Annotated in this window: 15 protein-coding genes; 6 read left to right on the forward strand and 9 right to left on the reverse strand. The window is 56.5% G+C overall.

The window, feature by feature from the left end; all coding sequences use genetic code 11:
• Positions 1–8: 8 nt before the first annotated feature.
• The 3 genes from asnS to metG all read right to left on the reverse strand — a co-directional run bounded on the left by asnS (position 9) and on the right by metG (position 4,559).
• Positions 9–1,409 (reverse strand): asparagine--tRNA ligase, encoded by a 1,401-nt coding sequence (asnS, locus tag H6973_11230; GenBank protein ID MCP5126167.1) that lies wholly within the window; start codon positions 1,407–1,409, stop codon positions 9–11.
• Positions 1,410–1,465: 56 nt separating this feature from the next.
• A complete protein-coding gene (locus H6973_11235; protein ID MCP5126168.1) occupies positions 1,466–2,416 on the reverse strand; it encodes a hypothetical protein in 951 nt (316 codons plus the stop codon).
• A gap of 109 nt (positions 2,417–2,525) precedes the next feature.
• Complete coding sequence (gene metG / locus H6973_11240) at positions 2,526–4,559, reverse strand: methionine--tRNA ligase (protein MCP5126169.1); 2,034 nt, start codon at positions 4,557–4,559, stop codon at positions 2,526–2,528.
• A gap of 187 nt (positions 4,560–4,746) precedes the next feature.
• Between metG and apbC the strand changes: the two genes are divergently transcribed.
• The 4 genes from apbC to H6973_11260 all read left to right on the forward strand — a co-directional run bounded on the left by apbC (position 4,747) and on the right by H6973_11260 (position 7,442).
• Positions 4,747–5,841 carry an iron-sulfur cluster carrier protein ApbC gene (apbC, locus tag H6973_11245; GenBank protein MCP5126170.1) on the forward strand — a complete coding sequence of 365 codons (1,095 nt, stop codon included), beginning with the start codon at positions 4,747–4,749 and terminating at the stop codon, positions 5,839–5,841.
• A 61-nt stretch (positions 5,842–5,902) separates the two neighbouring features.
• Complete coding sequence (locus H6973_11250; GenBank protein MCP5126171.1) at positions 5,903–6,151, forward strand: hypothetical protein; 249 nt, start codon at positions 5,903–5,905, stop codon at positions 6,149–6,151.
• A gap of 53 nt (positions 6,152–6,204) precedes the next feature.
• Positions 6,205–6,807: a dCTP deaminase gene (gene dcd, locus H6973_11255; GenBank protein MCP5126172.1), complete on the forward strand. Its 603-nt coding sequence runs from the start codon at positions 6,205–6,207 to the stop codon at positions 6,805–6,807.
• A 26-nt stretch (positions 6,808–6,833) separates the two neighbouring features.
• Positions 6,834–7,442 carry a Uma2 family endonuclease gene (locus H6973_11260; protein ID MCP5126173.1) on the forward strand — a complete coding sequence of 203 codons (609 nt, stop codon included), beginning with the start codon at positions 6,834–6,836 and terminating at the stop codon, positions 7,440–7,442.
• On the opposite strand, the gene purN is transcribed toward H6973_11260, so the two are convergent.
• Both purN and purM read right to left on the reverse strand, forming a co-directional pair.
• Complete coding sequence (purN, locus tag H6973_11265; GenBank protein ID MCP5126174.1) at positions 7,439–8,101, reverse strand: phosphoribosylglycinamide formyltransferase; 663 nt, start codon at positions 8,099–8,101, stop codon at positions 7,439–7,441. The genes H6973_11260 and purN overlap by 4 nt on opposite strands.
• Positions 8,098–9,153, reverse strand: coding sequence for a phosphoribosylformylglycinamidine cyclo-ligase (gene purM, locus H6973_11270; GenBank protein ID MCP5126175.1), 1,056 nt, complete (start codon positions 9,151–9,153; stop codon positions 8,098–8,100). The genes purN and purM overlap by 4 nt, the downstream gene beginning before the upstream one ends.
• Before the next feature lie 137 nt (positions 9,154–9,290).
• Between purM and H6973_11275 the strand changes: the two genes are divergently transcribed.
• The gene (locus tag H6973_11275) at positions 9,291–9,908 is read left to right on the forward strand and encodes a hemolysin III family protein (GenBank protein ID MCP5126176.1); all 618 of its coding nucleotides are present in this window, start codon (positions 9,291–9,293) and stop codon (positions 9,906–9,908) included.
• A 63-nt stretch (positions 9,909–9,971) separates the two neighbouring features.
• Here H6973_11275 and H6973_11280 read toward each other — a convergent pair whose 3' ends face one another.
• The 3 genes from H6973_11280 to H6973_11290 form a co-directional block, all read right to left on the reverse strand.
• Positions 9,972–10,535 (reverse strand): hypothetical protein, encoded by a 564-nt coding sequence (locus tag H6973_11280; protein ID MCP5126177.1) that lies wholly within the window; start codon positions 10,533–10,535, stop codon positions 9,972–9,974.
• 150 nt (positions 10,536–10,685) lie between these two features.
• A complete protein-coding gene (locus H6973_11285) occupies positions 10,686–13,817 on the reverse strand; it encodes an efflux RND transporter permease subunit (GenBank protein ID MCP5126178.1) in 3,132 nt (1,043 codons plus the stop codon).
• A gap of 7 nt (positions 13,818–13,824) precedes the next feature.
• On the reverse strand, positions 13,825–14,955 hold the full coding sequence (locus tag H6973_11290) for an efflux RND transporter periplasmic adaptor subunit (GenBank protein MCP5126179.1): 1,131 nt from the start codon (positions 14,953–14,955) through the stop codon (positions 13,825–13,827).
• A gap of 177 nt (positions 14,956–15,132) precedes the next feature.
• On the opposite strand from H6973_11290, the gene H6973_11295 reads away from it, so the two are divergent.
• On the forward strand, positions 15,133–15,762 hold the full coding sequence (locus H6973_11295; GenBank protein MCP5126180.1) for a TetR family transcriptional regulator: 630 nt from the start codon (positions 15,133–15,135) through the stop codon (positions 15,760–15,762).
• A gap of 43 nt (positions 15,763–15,805) precedes the next feature.
• Here the strand turns inward: H6973_11295 and H6973_11300 are convergent, their stop codons facing one another.
• Positions 15,806–16,603, reverse strand: coding sequence for a YdcF family protein (locus H6973_11300; protein ID MCP5126181.1), 798 nt, complete (start codon positions 16,601–16,603; stop codon positions 15,806–15,808).
• Between the last annotated feature and the right edge of the window lie 87 nt (positions 16,604–16,690).

Raw genomic sequence — 16,690 nt, forward strand, 5'->3', positions numbered from 1 at the left:
CTGAATAATTAAAAATCCGCGCTGCGTGGAGTGCGTGGGAAAGGGATCACATCGCGAACATTGCTCATGCCGGTCACATAGCTGACCGTGCGTTCAAAGCCCAGCCCAAACCCCGCATGGGGCGCGCTGCCATAGCGACGCAGGTCTCGATACCAATTATAGGCCGTCTTATTGATGCCCAGTTCATCCAGTCGTGCGTCCAGAACCTCCAGCCGTTCTTCGCGCTGACTCCCACCGATGATTTCGCCAATGCCCGGCGCCAATACGTCCATCGCCGCAACCGTGCGACCGTCATCGTTCAGACGCATGTAGAAGCTTTTGATCGCTTTGGGATAGTTCATCAATATCAGAGGCCGCCCCACGTAATCCTCGGCCAGATAACGCTCGTGCTCGGATTGAAGATCCATACCCCACTGGACAGGAAACGCAAAAGGCCGATTTGCGTGTTCCAAAATCTGAATCGCTTCGGCGTAGTCCATGCGCTCGAAAGGTGAATTCACCACCTGTTCCAGGCGCTGGATACAGGTTTTATCAATCCGTTGGGCGAAAAAGGCCAGATCATCGGCGCGTTCTTCAAGCACGGCCTGGAAGATGAATTTCAACAACGCTTCGGCCAGATCGGCGTTGGTATGGAGGTCAGCGAAGGCGGTTTCCGGCTCCACCATCCAGAACTCCGCCAGATGGCGACTGGTATTGGAGTTTTCAGCACGGAAGGTCGGCCCAAAGGTGTACACCTTGGATAACGCCAGACAGTAGGCTTCGACATTGAGTTGGCCGGAGACGGTTAGAAACGTCTCGCGGCCAAAGAAGTCCTGTTCAAAGTCGATATGACCCTCGGCGGTGCGCGGTGTATTCACCCGATCCAGGGTGCTAACCTGGAACAGCGCGCCTGCTCCCTCGCAATCGCTGGCGGTGATGATCGGGGTATGCACCCAGAAATAGCCCCGCTCGTGAAAAAACCGCTGAATGGCCTGCGCCAGGGCGTGCCGAACTCTTGCCACCGCGCCGATGCTGTTGGTGCGTGGCCGCAGGTGCGCCACCGAGCGCAGATATTCAAAACTGTGTGATTTGGGTGCAATGGGATAGGTTTCCGGGTCCTCGACCCAACCAGCAACCTCTACGTGGTCAGCCCGCAGTTCGACGGTTTGACCCTTGCCGGAAGAGGCGACCAGTTCACCGGTGACGCGCAGCGCGCAACCTGTGGTCAAATGCGTCACTTCACTGGCGTAATTGGGTAATTCGGTTGGGGCAATGACTTGCAGCGTATCGAAGCACGAACCGTCGTGGAGCGTGATAAAGGACAGTCCAGCCTTGGAGTCGCGGCGAGTGCGCACCCAGCCCTGCACGACGATCCGGCGACCCAGAGAGACCTGGCCACTGAGTACAGTAGCAATGGCATGGATGGACATTGGCTATTTGGCTCCTGACGCGACGCCAGGCAATAAACCTGACGCTACGCACTCAGTTAGATCTGCTCCTGATATTTTTCGAAGTGTCGCGCTTTGGCTTGGCCAATCCAGTCATCACGGCGAATACGCCCAAACGACTTGATCGCCGCTTCAACCCGGTCAATATCGGCATCACTCAAAGTCGCCAACTCCTGATAGCGGGAGATGCCGCAAGCGTTCAGTTTTTTTTCCAGGGCCGGACCGATGCCGCTGATGAGTTTGAGATCGTCGGGTTCAATACGCGCCGGCTTGGCGGGTATTCTGACCAGCGCCGGTTTGGGTGTAGCTTCGACCGGAGCGGGTTCTGGCGCAGCTTCGACCGGGGCGGGTTCGGATACAGCCGCGACCGCAACAGGTTCTGACGCAGCTTCGACCGGGGCGGGTTCTGGCGCAGCTTCGACCGGGGCGGGTTCGGACACAGCTGCAACCGCAACAGGTTCTGGCGCAGCTTCGACCGGGGCGGGTTCGGACACAGCTGCAACCGCAACAGGTTCCGGCGCAGTTTCGACCGGGGCGGATTCCGGCGCTGTTTTAAGCTGGGACTTGGACGCCTTGGCTGGCTTCTTTGCCACAGCCGCTGCCTCGGGCGATGACGGTGGGGTCGCCCAATCCGGGTAAGCAAACCCACTTCGACGCAGCACCGCGAAATATTCATCCCACCACTGGTTCTGAGTTTGAATCCAGCGCTGTAGCACATCCTCCATTTGCTGCACCCAGGGAGCCATAACTTCTGGCGTTCCTTGTTCATTGGCGACTTTATGCACCCATTGCTCAACCCAGTTTGCTTCCTGTTGCAGGGTCTTCTTGACCGCTGACTCCCAGGCTGCCAGATTCTTGAGATAGGTTTCCCGCCACGCCTCAACTCCGGCCGGCGGTTGAAAGGGCACAGCGGAACATAGACTTTCCCAGAGGCGTTTCTGGGCGTCGGTCCAGCTTTTGAAAATGTCTTCGTTGATCCACGGCTTCACGTTGCTAACCTCTAGCATTTATGACAAGGTCAGGATTGGCTATAGTGTAGCGGTTTTCCCTGCTTTTCACTCCACCCCGTTGACTTTTCGCGTAAAGCAAGCAGAAAACTTACTTCACTCGCATTCCCGGTTCTGCGCCGCTGTCAGGGGTTAACAAGTAAATGCCCTTGCCATCGCCCGCTGCCAAAACCATACCCTCCGAAATGCCAAAGCGCATTTTGCGGGGCGCCAGGTTGGCGACCATCACGGTCAGTTGTCCATGCAGATCTTCCGGCGCATAGGCTGACTTGATTCCGGCAAACACTTGACGAACCTCGCCGCCTACATCCAACTCCAATCGCACCAGTTTATCAGCGCCAGCAACGGCTTCAGCTTTGACAATTCGCGCCACACGCAGGTCGACCCTGGCAAAATCATCAATGGTGATGGGGGGGCTGACCGGATCATCAATCAGCGGCCCAGAAGGTGGGATAGGCGCTTTCCCCGTAGAAGAATCATTCTCCCTGGACTCATCCACCATAGCGGTAATCTGCGCCCTATCGACCCGTTGCATCAAGGGCTTGAATTCGCCAATCGTATGATCCAGCAAAGGCGTCTCCAGATCATCCCAGCGCAGCGGCGGAATTTGCAGAAACTGTTCGACCTGGGCAGCCAGGCCCGGCAACACCGGCTTGAGGTAAATAATCAGCGTCCGGAATAGGTTCAAACCCAGACTGCACACCGTGCGCACTTCATCCCCGCTGTCCGGCTGCTTGGCCAGCGCCCACGGCTTGCGTTCATCGATGTACTGATTGGCGCGATCGGCCAACGCCATGATCTCGCGCATGGCCCGACCGAATTCCCGGCCTTCGTAAGCTTGGGCAATAGATGCGCCGGCGGCGGCAAACTCGGCATACAACGCCGGTTCGGACAGGCTGTCGGCCATCCGGCCTTTGGAACGGCGGGTGATGAAGCCGGCGCAACGGCTGGCGATGTTGACCAGTTTGCCGACCAGGTCGCTGTTGACCCGATGCAGGAAATCCTCGAAATTTAGATCAAGGTCATCAACGCCATCATTCAGCTTGGTCGCGAAGTAGTAGCGCAGATATTCCGGGCGCAGATGATGGAGATAGGTGCGGGCCTTGATGAAAGTGCCCCGCGATTTAGACATCTTCTGCCCATCAACTGTTAAAAACCCGTGGCAATGTACAGCCGTTGGCTTGCGGAAACCGGCGCCGGTCAGCTCCGCGGGCCAGAATAAAATGTGGAAATAGGCAATATCCTTCCCGATGAAGTGATAAACCTCGGCGGCGCTGTCCGGGTTCCAGAAATCATCGAAGCACAGGCCGGTCCGATCGCAATAATTCTGGAAGCTGGCCATGTAGCCAATCGGCGCGTCCAGCCAAACGTAGAAGTATTTGCCAGGCGCATCGGGAATCTCGAACCCCCAGTAAGGCGCGTCGCGGGAGATGTCCCATTCTTGCAATCCGGCGGTAAACCATTCGTTGAGCTTGTTGACCATCTGCGGCTGGATGGGTCCGCTGGTGATCCAGATCTTCAACAGGTTCTCGAAATCGGCCAATTTGAAGAAAAGATGCAGTGACTCTCGGGTCACGGGGGTCGCGCCGGAAATGACCGAACGGGGATTTTTCAGGTCGGTCGGGGAATACGTGGCTCCACAATTTTCGCAACTATCGCCATATTGATCGGCTGCGCCACAGCGTGGGCATTCGCCTTTGATAAAGCGATCCGGCAGAAACATCTGCTTTTCCGGATCGAAGGCTTGGGTGATGACCCGGCGGCTGATATGGCCAGCGGCGTCCAACCGTTGGTAGATCAATTCGGCGTAATGGCGGTTTTCCGGGGAATGTGTTGAATAATAGTTGTCGAATTCGATCAGGAAATCGGCGAAATCGGCCTGATGCTCGCACCAGACCTGCTCAATCAATTGTTCCGGCGTCACGCCATCCTGTTCGGCGCGCAGCATGATCGGCGTGCCGTGTGCGTCATCGGCGCACACGTAGTAACATTCATGGCCGCACAGTTTCTGGAAGCGCACCCAGATATCGGTCTGGATGTATTCCACCAAGTGGCCGATGTGAATGGGGCCGTTAGCGTAAGGCAAGGCGCTGGTGACGAGGATTCGACGGTTTTGGTCGCTCATGGCAAGGGAAATCGCAGTGAAGGAAATCGGAAAAACAGTTAAGTTAGCAGCATTCCGCCATGACTGTCATCTACCCTTTGACGCGGGAGAAGGCGTTCTCTCATCGGAGAGAACCCACGATTCCCCGCTGCTGGCGGGGGAACAGGGGTAGAATCGTAACGCACTCAATCGAGAGGAAACTGAATTAATGTCCGTTGTATCGCGCACCGATGTGGAGAACGCCCTCAAGGGCTATGTGGACCCCTATCTTGAGCAGGATCTGATTGCCGCCAAATGCGTCAAACAGATTCGGACGGAGGAGAATGGACGTGTTGAAATTTATGTGGAACTGGGGTTTCCGGCAGCAGGATATCGGGATACGCTGATTGCTGCGCTCCGCGACCGATTGACCACGTTGCCAGGCGTTACCGAAGCAGCCGTTCGCGTGGACAGCAAGGTCGTCGCCCACGAGGTGCAAAAGGGTTTGAAACCTTTGCCGGGGGTGCGGAATATCATCGCCATTGCTTCCGGCAAGGGCGGAGTGGGCAAATCGACGACGGCGGTCAATCTGGCGCTAGCGCTGAGCGCCGAAGGCGCGCGGGTTGGCTTGCTGGACGCCGACATCTACGGCCCCAGCCAACCGCGAATGTTGGGCGCCAGTCAGCAACCCGAGTCGCCCGACGGCAAGTCATTATCGCCCGTGGTCAGCTACAATATTCAGTCAATGTCCATCGGCTATCTGATCGAGGAAGACACGCCGATGGTGTGGCGCGGGCCGATGGTCACCCAGGCGCTGGAGCAATTATTGCGCGACACCCGCTGGCATGATCTGGATTATCTGATCATCGACCTGCCGCCGGGGACGGGCGACACGCAGCTGACCCTGTCGCAGAAGGTTCCGGTCAGCGGGGCGGTCATCATTACCACCCCGCAGGATATTGCCTTGTTGGATGCGCGTAAAGGATTGAAAATGTTTGAGAAGGTTGAAGTGCCGGTATTAGGGATTGTCGAAAATATGAGCACTTATATTTGCTCCCAATGCGGCCATGAGGAAAACATCTTCGGCGAGGGTGGGGGCAAGCGTATGGCGGAACAGTATAATGTGCCATTTCTTGGCGCATTGCCGCTGGATATTCGGATTCGCCAGGAAACCGACAATGGCCGTCCGACTGTGGCGGCGGAACCGGCAAGCCGGATCGCCGAGTTGTATCGGGACATCGCGCGGCGCGCCGCCGCTCGCCTGTCGCTGCAGGCGAAGAATTACAGCCACAAGTTTCCAAACATTGTCATTCAGAATACATAAAGCTTTCCCGATCTATTGTCGGGCGTGGTCACTTCGAGTTCTCTTGAGAGGAGGTATGCGGATGAAATTTCTGAAAACCGGATGGGTAGCGGTCGCGATAGCGGCAACGGGGCTGTTGATCCTGCCTGTCGACGCAGCAAATGCAGCGGAAAAGTGTCGACAAGAAAAGGTGATCGTCAACGGTCGCGTGGTCGAAACTAAGACCGTCTGCACGAAAACCAAACCCAAGCCCAAATATCGTACTGTTTGTGAAGAATACTGGCGTCGTGGAATCAAATACCGCGAGTGCCACGAAGTCAGAGTACGTTAAGCCTTCGCCAAGCGCGGCCCAAACCGCGCTTGGCGTTTTCCAGGGAGAACGCCTTGCGTCTGTGTGATCGTGACATCGAACGCTGTCTTGAGGAAGGCCGAATCCGTATCGAACCGCGTCCGTTGCCCAATCGCATCAACGGCGTCAGCGTGGACCTGCATCTCGGGCATCGTTTCCGCGTGTTCAACGACCATGCCGCCTCGCACATCGATTTAAGCGGCCCGCGGGAGGAAGTGGATCACGCTATCAATCGGATCATGGGCAAGGAGATCCGGATTGGCGCTGACGACGCCTTTTTCATACATCCCGGCGAATTGGCTTTGGCCGCTACCGTCGAGACCATCACCGTACCGGATGATCTGGTTGGCTGGCTGGATGGACGTTCCAGCTTGGCGCGTCTGGGGTTGATGGTGCATGTCACGGCCCACCGGATTGATCCCGGTTGGAGCGGGGCCATCGTGCTGGAATGTTTCAACAGCGGCAAGCTGCCGCTGGCGCTGCGCCCCGGCATGGCGATTTGCGCGATCAGCTTCGAGATGCTCAGCAGCCCAGCTATCCGGCCTTATGGCAAGCGGCAGGATGCCAAATACAAGCGGCAGACCGGCCCAACCCCGAGTCGGATTGGCGACGATGAGCCAATTGAAAAGGGTCATTAAATCGATAATTCGACGAGGAAACCCACATGTCTGCATCTTTACTGCCTGATCGCGTTACCCCCGCTGCTACTGTTTCGTATCCGGTTCGGCATCTATGGACGGTAGCCGAATTTCAGCGCATGGGAGAAACCGGTTTTCTCCACCCGGAATCGCGGCTGGAACTCATTGAAGGGGAATTATTTGCAATGGCGCCAATCGGACACTTCCATGCCGGGATCATCCGTATCCTAATGGATCGATTAGGAGCGGCTGTCGGTTCAGCGGCAATTGTAGATTCACAAAACCCAATCGTGCTCGATGAGCAGTCTGAACCGCAACCGGACATTGTCTTGTTGCGTCCACGTCCGGATTATTATCTACATGGGCATCCTTGCGCTCAGGATGTGTTGTTGCTTATTGAAGTGTCGGACAGCACAGTTCAGTTCGATCGCAAGACCAAGGTTCCGCTGTACGCCCGGCATGGAATCCCTGAAGTGTGGCTGGTAGTGGGACCCAAACGGCGTCATATCGAAGTCCATCGCGATCTCCTACCGGATCACAGCGCCTATCAGACCCGCTGGCAATTGCGCGAGGGCGTCCTGGCGCCGGTGCAGTTGCCCCAGGCGGAAATTCGCCTGGATAAGGTGTTTATCTAATCGGCGTAATCTTCCAGCCGTAGCGGTTTCATCAATGGCTCTCCATCGAACCACACTTGTTCGCCTTCCAATTTCAGCCGTCCTTCGGCAAACCAGCGAATCGCTTGCGGATACAGGCGATGTTCCTGCTTCAGAACGCGCGCCGCCAGTATATCAGGATCATCGTCGGGTAATAAGGGAACGCGCGCCTGGACAATGAGCGGTCCGCCATCCAGTTCGGCGGTGACGAAATGAATCGTCGCGCCATGCTCGGTTTCCCCGGCGGCAATCGCCCGTTCATGGGTATGCAGTCCGCGAAATTTTGGCAGCAACGAGGGATGGATGTTAAATAACCGTCCCCGGTAGTGCTCGGTGAAGCCCGCCGTCAACACGCGCATGAATCCGGCCAGAATCACTAGATTGGGTTGTTGGCGGTCGATCAACTCGATCAGCGCCGCTTCGAATTCGGGCCGATCAGGGAAATTCTTGTGATCCAGCTCCAGTGCTGGAACTCTGGCTTGTCTTGCCCGCTCCAGGCCATGAACGCCGGGCCGGTTGCTGATCACGGCAGCCACTTCAACTGGTAGTTCGCCACTCGCCGCCTGATCGAGAATGGCCTGCAAATTACTGCCGCGCCCGGAAATGAGCACCACCAGCCGGCATTTTCGTTCCGCGTTCACGACCGGAATTCCACGACCGGCTCCCCTTCACCGGCCACGATTTCGCCAATGCGCCAAGCCGTTTCCCCGGCCTCGCGCAACAAAGTCAACGCCCGTTCAACATCCGACGCTGCGACGCAGACCACCATGCCTACCCCACAATTAAAAGTGCGCCACATTTCCGCCTCGATGACACCACCTTGTTGTTGCAACCATTCAAAGATCGCTGGACGCGACCAACCTTGGGTATCAATGCGTGCCTTGACGCCGACGGGCAGAACGCGGGGCAGATTTTCGGTCAAACCGCCGCCAGTGATGTGGGCGATGGCGTGGACTGGAAGCTGTCCCAGCAATTTGAGCATCGGCTTGACATAAATACGGGTTGGCGTCAGCAAGGTTTCGCCAAGCGTGCGGCCATCAGCGAAAGGTTGATTCAGCTCCGCGCCGCTGACCGCCAGAATCCTGCGAATCAGCGAATAGCCGTTGGAATGGGGGCCGGAGGAAGCTAATCCGAGCAGGATGTTGCCGGATTTGACCTGATTGCGATCAATGATTTGCGCTTTTTCCACGACACCGACACAGAAACCGGCGAGATCGTAGTCGCCTTCGCTGTACATGCCAGGCATTTCAGCGGTTTCCCCGCCGACCAGCGCCGCGCCGGCTTGTTCACAACCATCGGCGATGCCTTTGATCACATCGGCGGCGATGTCTAAATCCAATCGGCCGGTGGCGTAATAATCGAGGAAAAACAGCGGCTCAGCGCCCGCTACCAATACATCGTTAACGCACATTGCAACCAGGTCGATACCGATGGTGTCATGCTGCTTGAGTTCCAGCGCCAGTTTGAGCTTGGTGCCGACGCCATCCGTACCAGAGACCAGTACAGGCTGACGGTAGCGATCCAGCGGTAGCTCAAACAGCGCGCCGAAGCCGCCCAGGCCGCCGAGAACGCCCGGTCGCAAGGTGCGGCGGGCATGGGGTTTAATGCGGTCTACTAAACGATTACCCGCGTCGATGTCGACGCCGGCGTCACGGTAGCTGAGTGAGGACGACGGTTGGGGTGAGTCATTCACGAAGAAATTACCTCAAGCGATTATGATTTCTAAAATACACGACAGCCGTTTTTCGATCAGCGGGAAAGGTGATCGCCCGAAGATCAGGTACGATTCTCGATTCTGTGGAATTTCAATCAATACAAGGCGTGGCGTCCATGTACGAAGGCGAACGGTTTAATAGTATCAGCCACCTGGTGGGCGCGGTAGCGGCGCTGGCCGGTTTGGTGGTGGTGGTGGCGGTTGCTGCGCAGCAGGGCGATCCGTGGAAAATTGTTAGCTTCAGCATTTATGGAACCACGCTGTTTTTGCTGTACGCTATCTCCACGCTTTATCACAGTCTGCGCGGTCGGGCAAAACGGATTTTCCGTAAACTAGATCATTTATCCATCTATTTCCTGATCGCTGGCACTTACACTCCCTTTACCCTGGTGACCTTGCGCGGCGCGTGGGGATGGACCATCTTCGGGATAATCTGGGGACTGACCGCCTGCGGCATTGTCCTGGAAGCGCTGCCGCAAAAGGGCAATCGCATCCTGTCGGTTATCGTGTACATCCTCATGGGCTGGCTGGTGCTAGTAGCCCTCAAACCTTTATTGGCGGCTTTGCCGTTCGCTGGCTTCATCTGGTTGTTGCTGGGCGGCATTTTCTACACGGGCGGCGTAGCGTTTTACCTGTTCGACGAGAAGATCCGCCATTTCCACGGAATTTGGCATCTGTTCGTTTTGGTGGGCAGCGTTTGCCACTATGTAACCATCCTGCTCTATGTGGCCTGACTCAGGATAATGGCGACCTCCCTTCGGCTGTTTGAGAGATCGCCAGGTTTTGAAGAGGTCAATTTATCGGCAGAACTGGCCTATAAGCGGAGCACCCAAAAATTCATCGCCACCGATCTGCACAGTTCCTTTGACGCCCCAGAACAATCCATTTGCTCCAACGGCCACTAACTGTTCCTGAGTTTGTCCATCGCTCAGATTGATCAAACCGGTATCTCGAAAATAGATAGCGCCCAGTGAAATCCCGGCTTGATTTTTCAAAACAAGCGTAGTGGCTGCCGAAAAAGCAAGTTGTCCAAAACCAGTAAGATCCGGGAAATTGTTAGTGGTTTGCCCTGAATATGATTCACCTGTGACTGGCTGATTATTCAATGTTCCATTAATTTCGCCTGTGAAACAAGTGCCCGGGAAGCCCAGAAACTGGGAAGGACTGCTAGGACTTAATAAATCCGGGAAATACACGCGAGTGTCAGATCGGGTCAAAATCTGACATTCTGGATCAACGGATAGAACAAACGTACCTTCAAAATTCTGACAGATGGGCGCCGGGAGAGCAGCCAAAGTCTGATGGGCGCAGGCCAGAGTTGCCAGGATTCCGAAGACTGAGTTCAGAATTAGTTTTTTCATTCAGAAGTCTCCAATGGAATGACCAAGGGGTGGGTCTGGGTTGGCATTATCGACGTAAGTCACATTTCAATGCTTAACACAGCAAGTTACATTCTAAATTAGATTAGATCACTTGCAAGATTAACTATAAGTTTTTTTCCACTCCTGAGACTATGAACCCGCTGCGGAAGGAGTTTTCCCACTCATCGCCGCCGCGGTTTCAGCCTCTCGATCATGCGCGTGGTCCCTAGCCAGCAACATGTACAGCGCGGGTACCACGAACAGAGTGAACAGCGTCCCGATCGCCATGCCGCCGACTAGCACTAGGCCAATGGAATTGCGGGCCGCTGCCCCGGCGCCGGTAACCAGAGTTAAGGGCAGGTGACCAGCAATCGTGGCGGCGCTGGTCATTAAAATGGGCCGCAGTCGAATCAACGCCGCTTCCCGCACCGCATCCAGCTTGCTCAACCCTCCGTCGATCTGTCGATGATTGGCGAACTCGACGATCAAAATACCATTCTTGGCGATCAACCCCATCAGCGTTACCAACCCAACCTTGGAGTAAATATTAAGCGTCGTGGTCCAGCCCTCAGTGAACGGGAAAGCAACCTCTGGATTGGGCATTTTCAGAAATGTGAAGAGCAGTGCCCCGAACATAGCCAGCGGCACCGAGCCGAGTAGAATGATCAGCGGATCACGGAAGCTGTTGAACTGCGCGGCCAGCACCAGGAAAATCAATACGACAGCCAACCCCATGGTCGCAAAGAATTGGCTGCCGCCCTCCAGCCGCAATTGTCGAGATTCGCCTGTATAATCGACCACATAGCCTTGGGGCATCAGCTTAGCCGCTTCGTCTTCCAGGAAGCGCAACGCCTCATCCAGCGGGCGAACGGCAACGCCGCTGATTTTCACCGCGTTCAACTGCTGAAAACGATTCAGCGAGCGTGGCGCGGTCTGGTTGCGCACCGTGGCGACCGTGCTCAGTGGAACCAGCTGACTGTCCGGCCCTGTCACATAGAGATTCTCCAACTGTCCCGGAGTCAGCCGGTCCACTCGCTCGACCTGTGGGATAACCTTGTAGCTGCGCCCGGCGATGTTGAAGCGGTTCACGAAATTGCCGCCCACCGCCGCTGCCAGATCGGCGCCAACCTGCTGGAGATTCAAGCCGAGATCGGCAACCTTGTCCCGGTCAATGACGATCTCTGCTTGCGGTTGATCAATTTTGACATCAATCATCGGCGGAAAGGCGAACAGGCCGCTTTGCATCGCCTTGACCTGCACTTGTTTGGCGATCTTGAGAATTTCTTCAGTGTCCGCAGTCGAGGCGATCAAGAACTCAACCGGAAACTGTCCGCCGCCAGGCAACGCCGGTGGGGTGGCCGGAAACATTTCGATACCAGGGATTTGCCCCAGTTTTTGCTGCACCTCGGGCAGAATCTGGAATACAGTGCGCTCGCGCTCGCTCCAGGGTTTAGTCACCATGCCGCCGAAACCGGATGTAGGAAAGGTAATCTGGAAGGTGAAATCGGTTTCCGGAATTCCCAGAAAAACTTGATTAGCGGCATTGGTGAATTGACTGGTTTGATCGAGCGTGGCGTTAGCCGATGCATTGACGATGCCGAAAATTACCCCTTGATCCTCGCCAGGCGCCAGCTCCTGCGGCGAAAACATCCACATCGGCGGCACCAGGGCAAACAGAGCAGCCCAGATCAGATACACCGCCGGGCGGGCGTGTAGCGCTCCATTGAGCAAGCGGCCATAGAATATTCGCAGCCGGTCGAAGGCGGCGTTGACGTGCGCCGGCAACCAGTGTTGCTCATCCTCGGCATTGAGCAATTTCGACGACATCATCGGCGACAAGGTCAGCGCTACGATACCGGAGATGGTCACCGCGCCCGCCAAGGTAAAGGCGAATTCACGGAACAACGAACCGGTGAGTCCGCCCTGCAAACCGATGGGTGTGTACACCGCGATCAAGGTCAGCGTCATGGCGATGATCGGTCCCACCAGTTCCCGCGCGCCCAGAATCGCAGCGTCGAATGGTCGCTGGCCCTCGCGCAGATGACGCTCGACGTTCTCGACCACCACGATGGCGTCGTCCACCACCAGACCGACCGAGAGCACAATGGCCAACAGGGTCAGCAGATTGACCGTAAAACCAAAGACCTGCATCAGAAAAATGCCGCCGATCAGCGAAATGGGAATCGCGATTACCGGCACGATGACCGAGCGCAGCGAACCGAGGAACAGGAAGATGATCACCACCACGATCAACAGGGTTTCGGTCAGGGTCTTGATCACCTCGTGGATCGCGTTGTTGATGTAGTCGGTAGCATCGTAGGCCACGCGGGCTGACAAGCCGGTCGGCAGATCCTTCTCGATCAACGCCATTTCAGCGCGCACCCGCCCAATCACGTCGATGGCGTTGGCGTTCGGCAACGGGAAAATGCCCATGAACACCGCTGTTTGCCCGGAAAAGCGCACCTCGGCATCGTAATCCTCGGCGCCCAGCGCCACATCGGCAATGTCCTTGAGTCGCACCAGCGCTCCGTCCTGCTCACGGATCACCAGGTTCTCGAATTCCTCCACTGAGCGCAGATCGGTATCAGCGGTCAGATTGACCTGCACCAGCGATCCCTTGGTCTGACCGATGGCCGCCAGATAATTGTTAGCGGCCAGCGCCTGACGCACCTGCGCCGGGCTGATGTTCAGCGCGGCCATGCGGTCGGGTTTCAGCCATATACGCATGGCGAAGGTGCGCGCGCCGAGAATTTCCGCCCGCTGCACGCCTTCCAACGCAGTCAGGCGAGGCTGCACCACACGCACCAGATAATCAGTGATCTGGTTCTGGCGCAGAATGTCCGAGGAGAAGCTGAGATAGGCTGAGGCAAATTCGCTATCAGCAGATTCGATGTTCAGCACGGGCACCTCGGCTTCCGGCGGCAGGTCGCCGCGCACCTGATCGACTTTGGAGCCAATTTCGGCCAGCGCCTTGGTTGCGTCATAATTCAGCCGGAGGCGGGCGCGGATCGTGGATAACCCCTGGGCGCTCTGCGATTCCAGGTATTCGATCCCGTCGGCGGCGGCGATGGCCCGCTCTAGAGGCGTGGTGATAAAGCCGCGCACTAGTTCGGCGCTGGCGCCGACATAAGCGGTGGTTACTGTGACGCTGGCGTTATCGCTGCGCGGGTACTGGCGGACGTTGAGCGTGAAAATCGCCTGGATGCCGGCGATGATGATGATCAGATTGACCACCATCGCCAGCACAGGCCGGGAAATGAACAGGTCGGTAAAGGATTTCATGGCGCGATCAGGAGTTGGCGGGCTTGGGAGCAAGCTGGAAGTTCGGGGCCAGCTGGTTATCCACTACGGCTTTCATGCCGTTGCGCAGTTTGAAGACTCCAGTGCTGACTACGGTTTCGCCGACGGTCAATCCCGAATTCACGACGACGAAATCCCCGCGAGATGGACCAAGTTGCACAAATTTCTGTACGAGCGCCAAGCTGCCAGCGCCGGTTTTTTCGTCCGGTTTCTCCTCGACCACAAACACTGAATCGCCGTAGGGCGCGTACAGAACCGCCGTTGCCGGGATCATCAAGACCTGTTCCTGGGCGGGCAACACGGCGGCGACGTTGACATACATGCCCGGTTGCAAGCGTCCATCGGGATTGGCCAGCGCGGCTCGTAAGCGAACCGTCCGGGTCAGGGCGTCGACTTCGGGACTGATCACACTGAGCTTGCCCTCGAAAGTCTGGCCCGGCGCGGCATCGGTGGCGACGTGCACCGTCATGCCAACGCGTAGTTGCGGAAAATTCTGTTGCGGCAAGGCAAAATCGACGTAAATGGGATCAACAGTCTGCAAGCTGACGATCGCTGTACCGCTGTCGAGGAACTGGCCGAGATTGATCTGACGAATGCCCAGTCGTCCGGCGAAAGGCGCGCGGATGCTTTTCTTGGCGATGACGGCGCGAATGTTGTCGACCTGAGCATTCGCTTGCTTGGCCTGAGCTTCGGCGCTGTCGACGTCGGATTGCGACACCATGTTGCGAGGCCGCAAATCGCGGACTCGCTTCAGATTGAGTTGAGCCAGGTCAGAGCTAGCGATGGCGGAACGTAACTGAGCCTGCTCCACGGCATCGTCCAGCTCTACCAGCAGTTCTCCAGCGCGCACGGTCGCGCCCGATTCGAAGGCGATCCGTTTGACTGTAGCGGCGACCTCGGCGCTGATCGTGACGCCCTGGACCGCAATGACTGAACCGACGGCGTTGAGGGTAGGTTGCCAGAAATCCTGTTGAACGACAGCCGTCGTGACGGTCGCTGGCGGTTGCTGGGAATTGGCATCGGCAGCCGCCATGGCTTGGAACTGCCAAATTTTCAGACCGGCCAATACCCCGACTACGAGCAGGAGACCGACAAGGGTCAGAAGGATTTTCTTGATCATGCGAATGAATTTCCCACGTTTGCGAGGCCAGGATTGAGATACGTCCAGTCATTGCGTATCATACATACATTCATGAATGTATGTAAATAGTAATTTGCCGCTCATTGACCCGCCCAGCAGACGCTGCTGGAATGAGGAGAAGAATGTCCCGTAACGATAGAAGGGAGGGGTAAGCACATGGTGAGAAAGACAAAAGAGGAAGCTCAGGAAACTCGTCACCGGATTCTGGATGCGGCTGAACAGGTTTTTCAACGCCAAGGAGTGTCTCGCACCTCGCTGAATCAGATTGCCGCCGAAGCCGGGGTGACCCGAGGCGCAATTTATTGGCATTTCCGGAACAAGGCTGATCTGTACGACGCCATGATCCGCCGAGTGTTCGATCTGGAAGAGGCGCGCGGTCAGGCGGATATGCAGAGGCAGAATGACCCACTCAACGTTGTCCGCGATCTGGCGGTAGGCTTTTTGCAACGGTTAGCCTGTAATCCCCAGTATCAAAGGGTTCTGGAAATTGCCTGGCATAAGTGCGAATACGTGGATGAAATGGCTGTTATCCGCGATAGCCATCTGGAATGTGGGCGCCGGTTTATCGCCTTGTTGGAAGAAGCGATGCGTCGTGCTCAAACCTGCCATCAATTGCCGGCTATGATCTGTCCCCACCAGGCGGCGGTCGGCGTGATGGCATTGGTCGACGGATTGATGGTCAACTGGACGCTCGAACCCAGCTTGTTTCCACTGGCCGAATACGCGCCAGTGGTCATCGATGCTTACCTGGTTGGGCTGTGCGCCGGGAAGCAGGTTCGTAACTGAGAAAGTTTTTCAAACGATCTGAAAACTGTTTGACTATATGAAGTTATCGGGCCTTGGCATAGCGCAGCGCATACCACCCGCGCCCCAACCATTCGTAGCAACCGTAATGAACCTCCGCAGTAGCGCTCACCGAGGGCAACCAAGATTGGGGATCCAGTAGATCAAGTTGATCGTCGAAGAAGAGCGTCGGAGCGGGAATCACCTTTAACCCATGCGCTGCAAAGGCTCTAATAGCCCGGGGTTGATGCATAGCGTTGGTCACCAGCAGGATCGTGTCAATATGGCGTCGACGCAGAATCGCTGCGCTATAGGCAGCATTTTCCCAGGTGTTTTGGCTCCTGGTTTCAGTCAGCACCGGGCCGATCCCGAACTCCCGCTCCAGAATTGCCTTCATCAAATCAGCTTCGGCGGGTTGGTCTTCCTTGACATGGCCACCGGTCGCCAGCACCGGTAGTCCGGTTCGCCGCGCCAGCCGGGCGGCATAGCGCACGCGACCCAGTGTGCGATCATGCACCGTCGGGCCGTCACCATACTCCGGCGCGTCCTCATGCAAACCTCCCCCGAGCACCACGATCGCTCCCAGTTCATGCACGGGTAAAAAATACTCGTTAAGCGGTGGCTCCGTTTGCAAGGAACGGCTAAACAGCGCAGCGGTTAAGGGAATGCTCAACAGGTAACCGGCAACGACGCCGACAATCAGTAAACTTAACCCCAAACGCGGGCGCCAGCGCCACAGGAACATGCCGAGCAGGCTGACCAGAAAAGGCCCGCCGGGCGGCAACAGCAGGAGTTTGATGAGCACCGACGCAAGACCGCTGGATAGGATGGATAAGCGTAGCACAATCCACCCTAATCTATCCCTTTAACAAAATTACCTCAGCCCTCCCACTATCCGTCATTGACTCTGGTTGAAGAAGCAAACTTGCAC

Source organism: Gammaproteobacteria bacterium, from assembly GCA_024235095.1.
GTDB lineage: Bacteria > Pseudomonadota > Gammaproteobacteria > Competibacterales > Competibacteraceae > UBA2383.

What these genes read in the sequence shown, in the direction of transcription:
- asnS (MCP5126167.1), bottom strand. Translation starts at nt 1,409, where the DNA reads ATGTCCATCCATGCCATTGCTACTGTACTCAGTGGCCAGGTCTCTCTG.
- metG (MCP5126169.1), bottom strand. Translation starts at nt 4,559, where the DNA reads ATGAGCGACCAAAACCGTCGAATCCTCGTCACCAGCGCCTTGCCTTAC.
- apbC (MCP5126170.1), top strand. Translation starts at nt 4,747, where the DNA reads ATGTCCGTTGTATCGCGCACCGATGTGGAGAACGCCCTCAAGGGCTAT.
- H6973_11250 (MCP5126171.1), top strand. Translation starts at nt 5,903, where the DNA reads ATGAAATTTCTGAAAACCGGATGGGTAGCGGTCGCGATAGCGGCAACG.
- H6973_11260 (MCP5126173.1), top strand. Translation starts at nt 6,834, where the DNA reads ATGTCTGCATCTTTACTGCCTGATCGCGTTACCCCCGCTGCTACTGTT.
- H6973_11275 (MCP5126176.1), top strand. Translation starts at nt 9,291, where the DNA reads ATGTACGAAGGCGAACGGTTTAATAGTATCAGCCACCTGGTGGGCGCG.
- H6973_11280 (MCP5126177.1), bottom strand. Translation starts at nt 10,535, where the DNA reads ATGAAAAAACTAATTCTGAACTCAGTCTTCGGAATCCTGGCAACTCTG.
- H6973_11285 (MCP5126178.1), bottom strand. Translation starts at nt 13,817, where the DNA reads ATGAAATCCTTTACCGACCTGTTCATTTCCCGGCCTGTGCTGGCGATG.
- H6973_11290 (MCP5126179.1), bottom strand. Translation starts at nt 14,955, where the DNA reads ATGATCAAGAAAATCCTTCTGACCCTTGTCGGTCTCCTGCTCGTAGTC.
- H6973_11295 (MCP5126180.1), top strand. Translation starts at nt 15,133, where the DNA reads ATGGTGAGAAAGACAAAAGAGGAAGCTCAGGAAACTCGTCACCGGATT.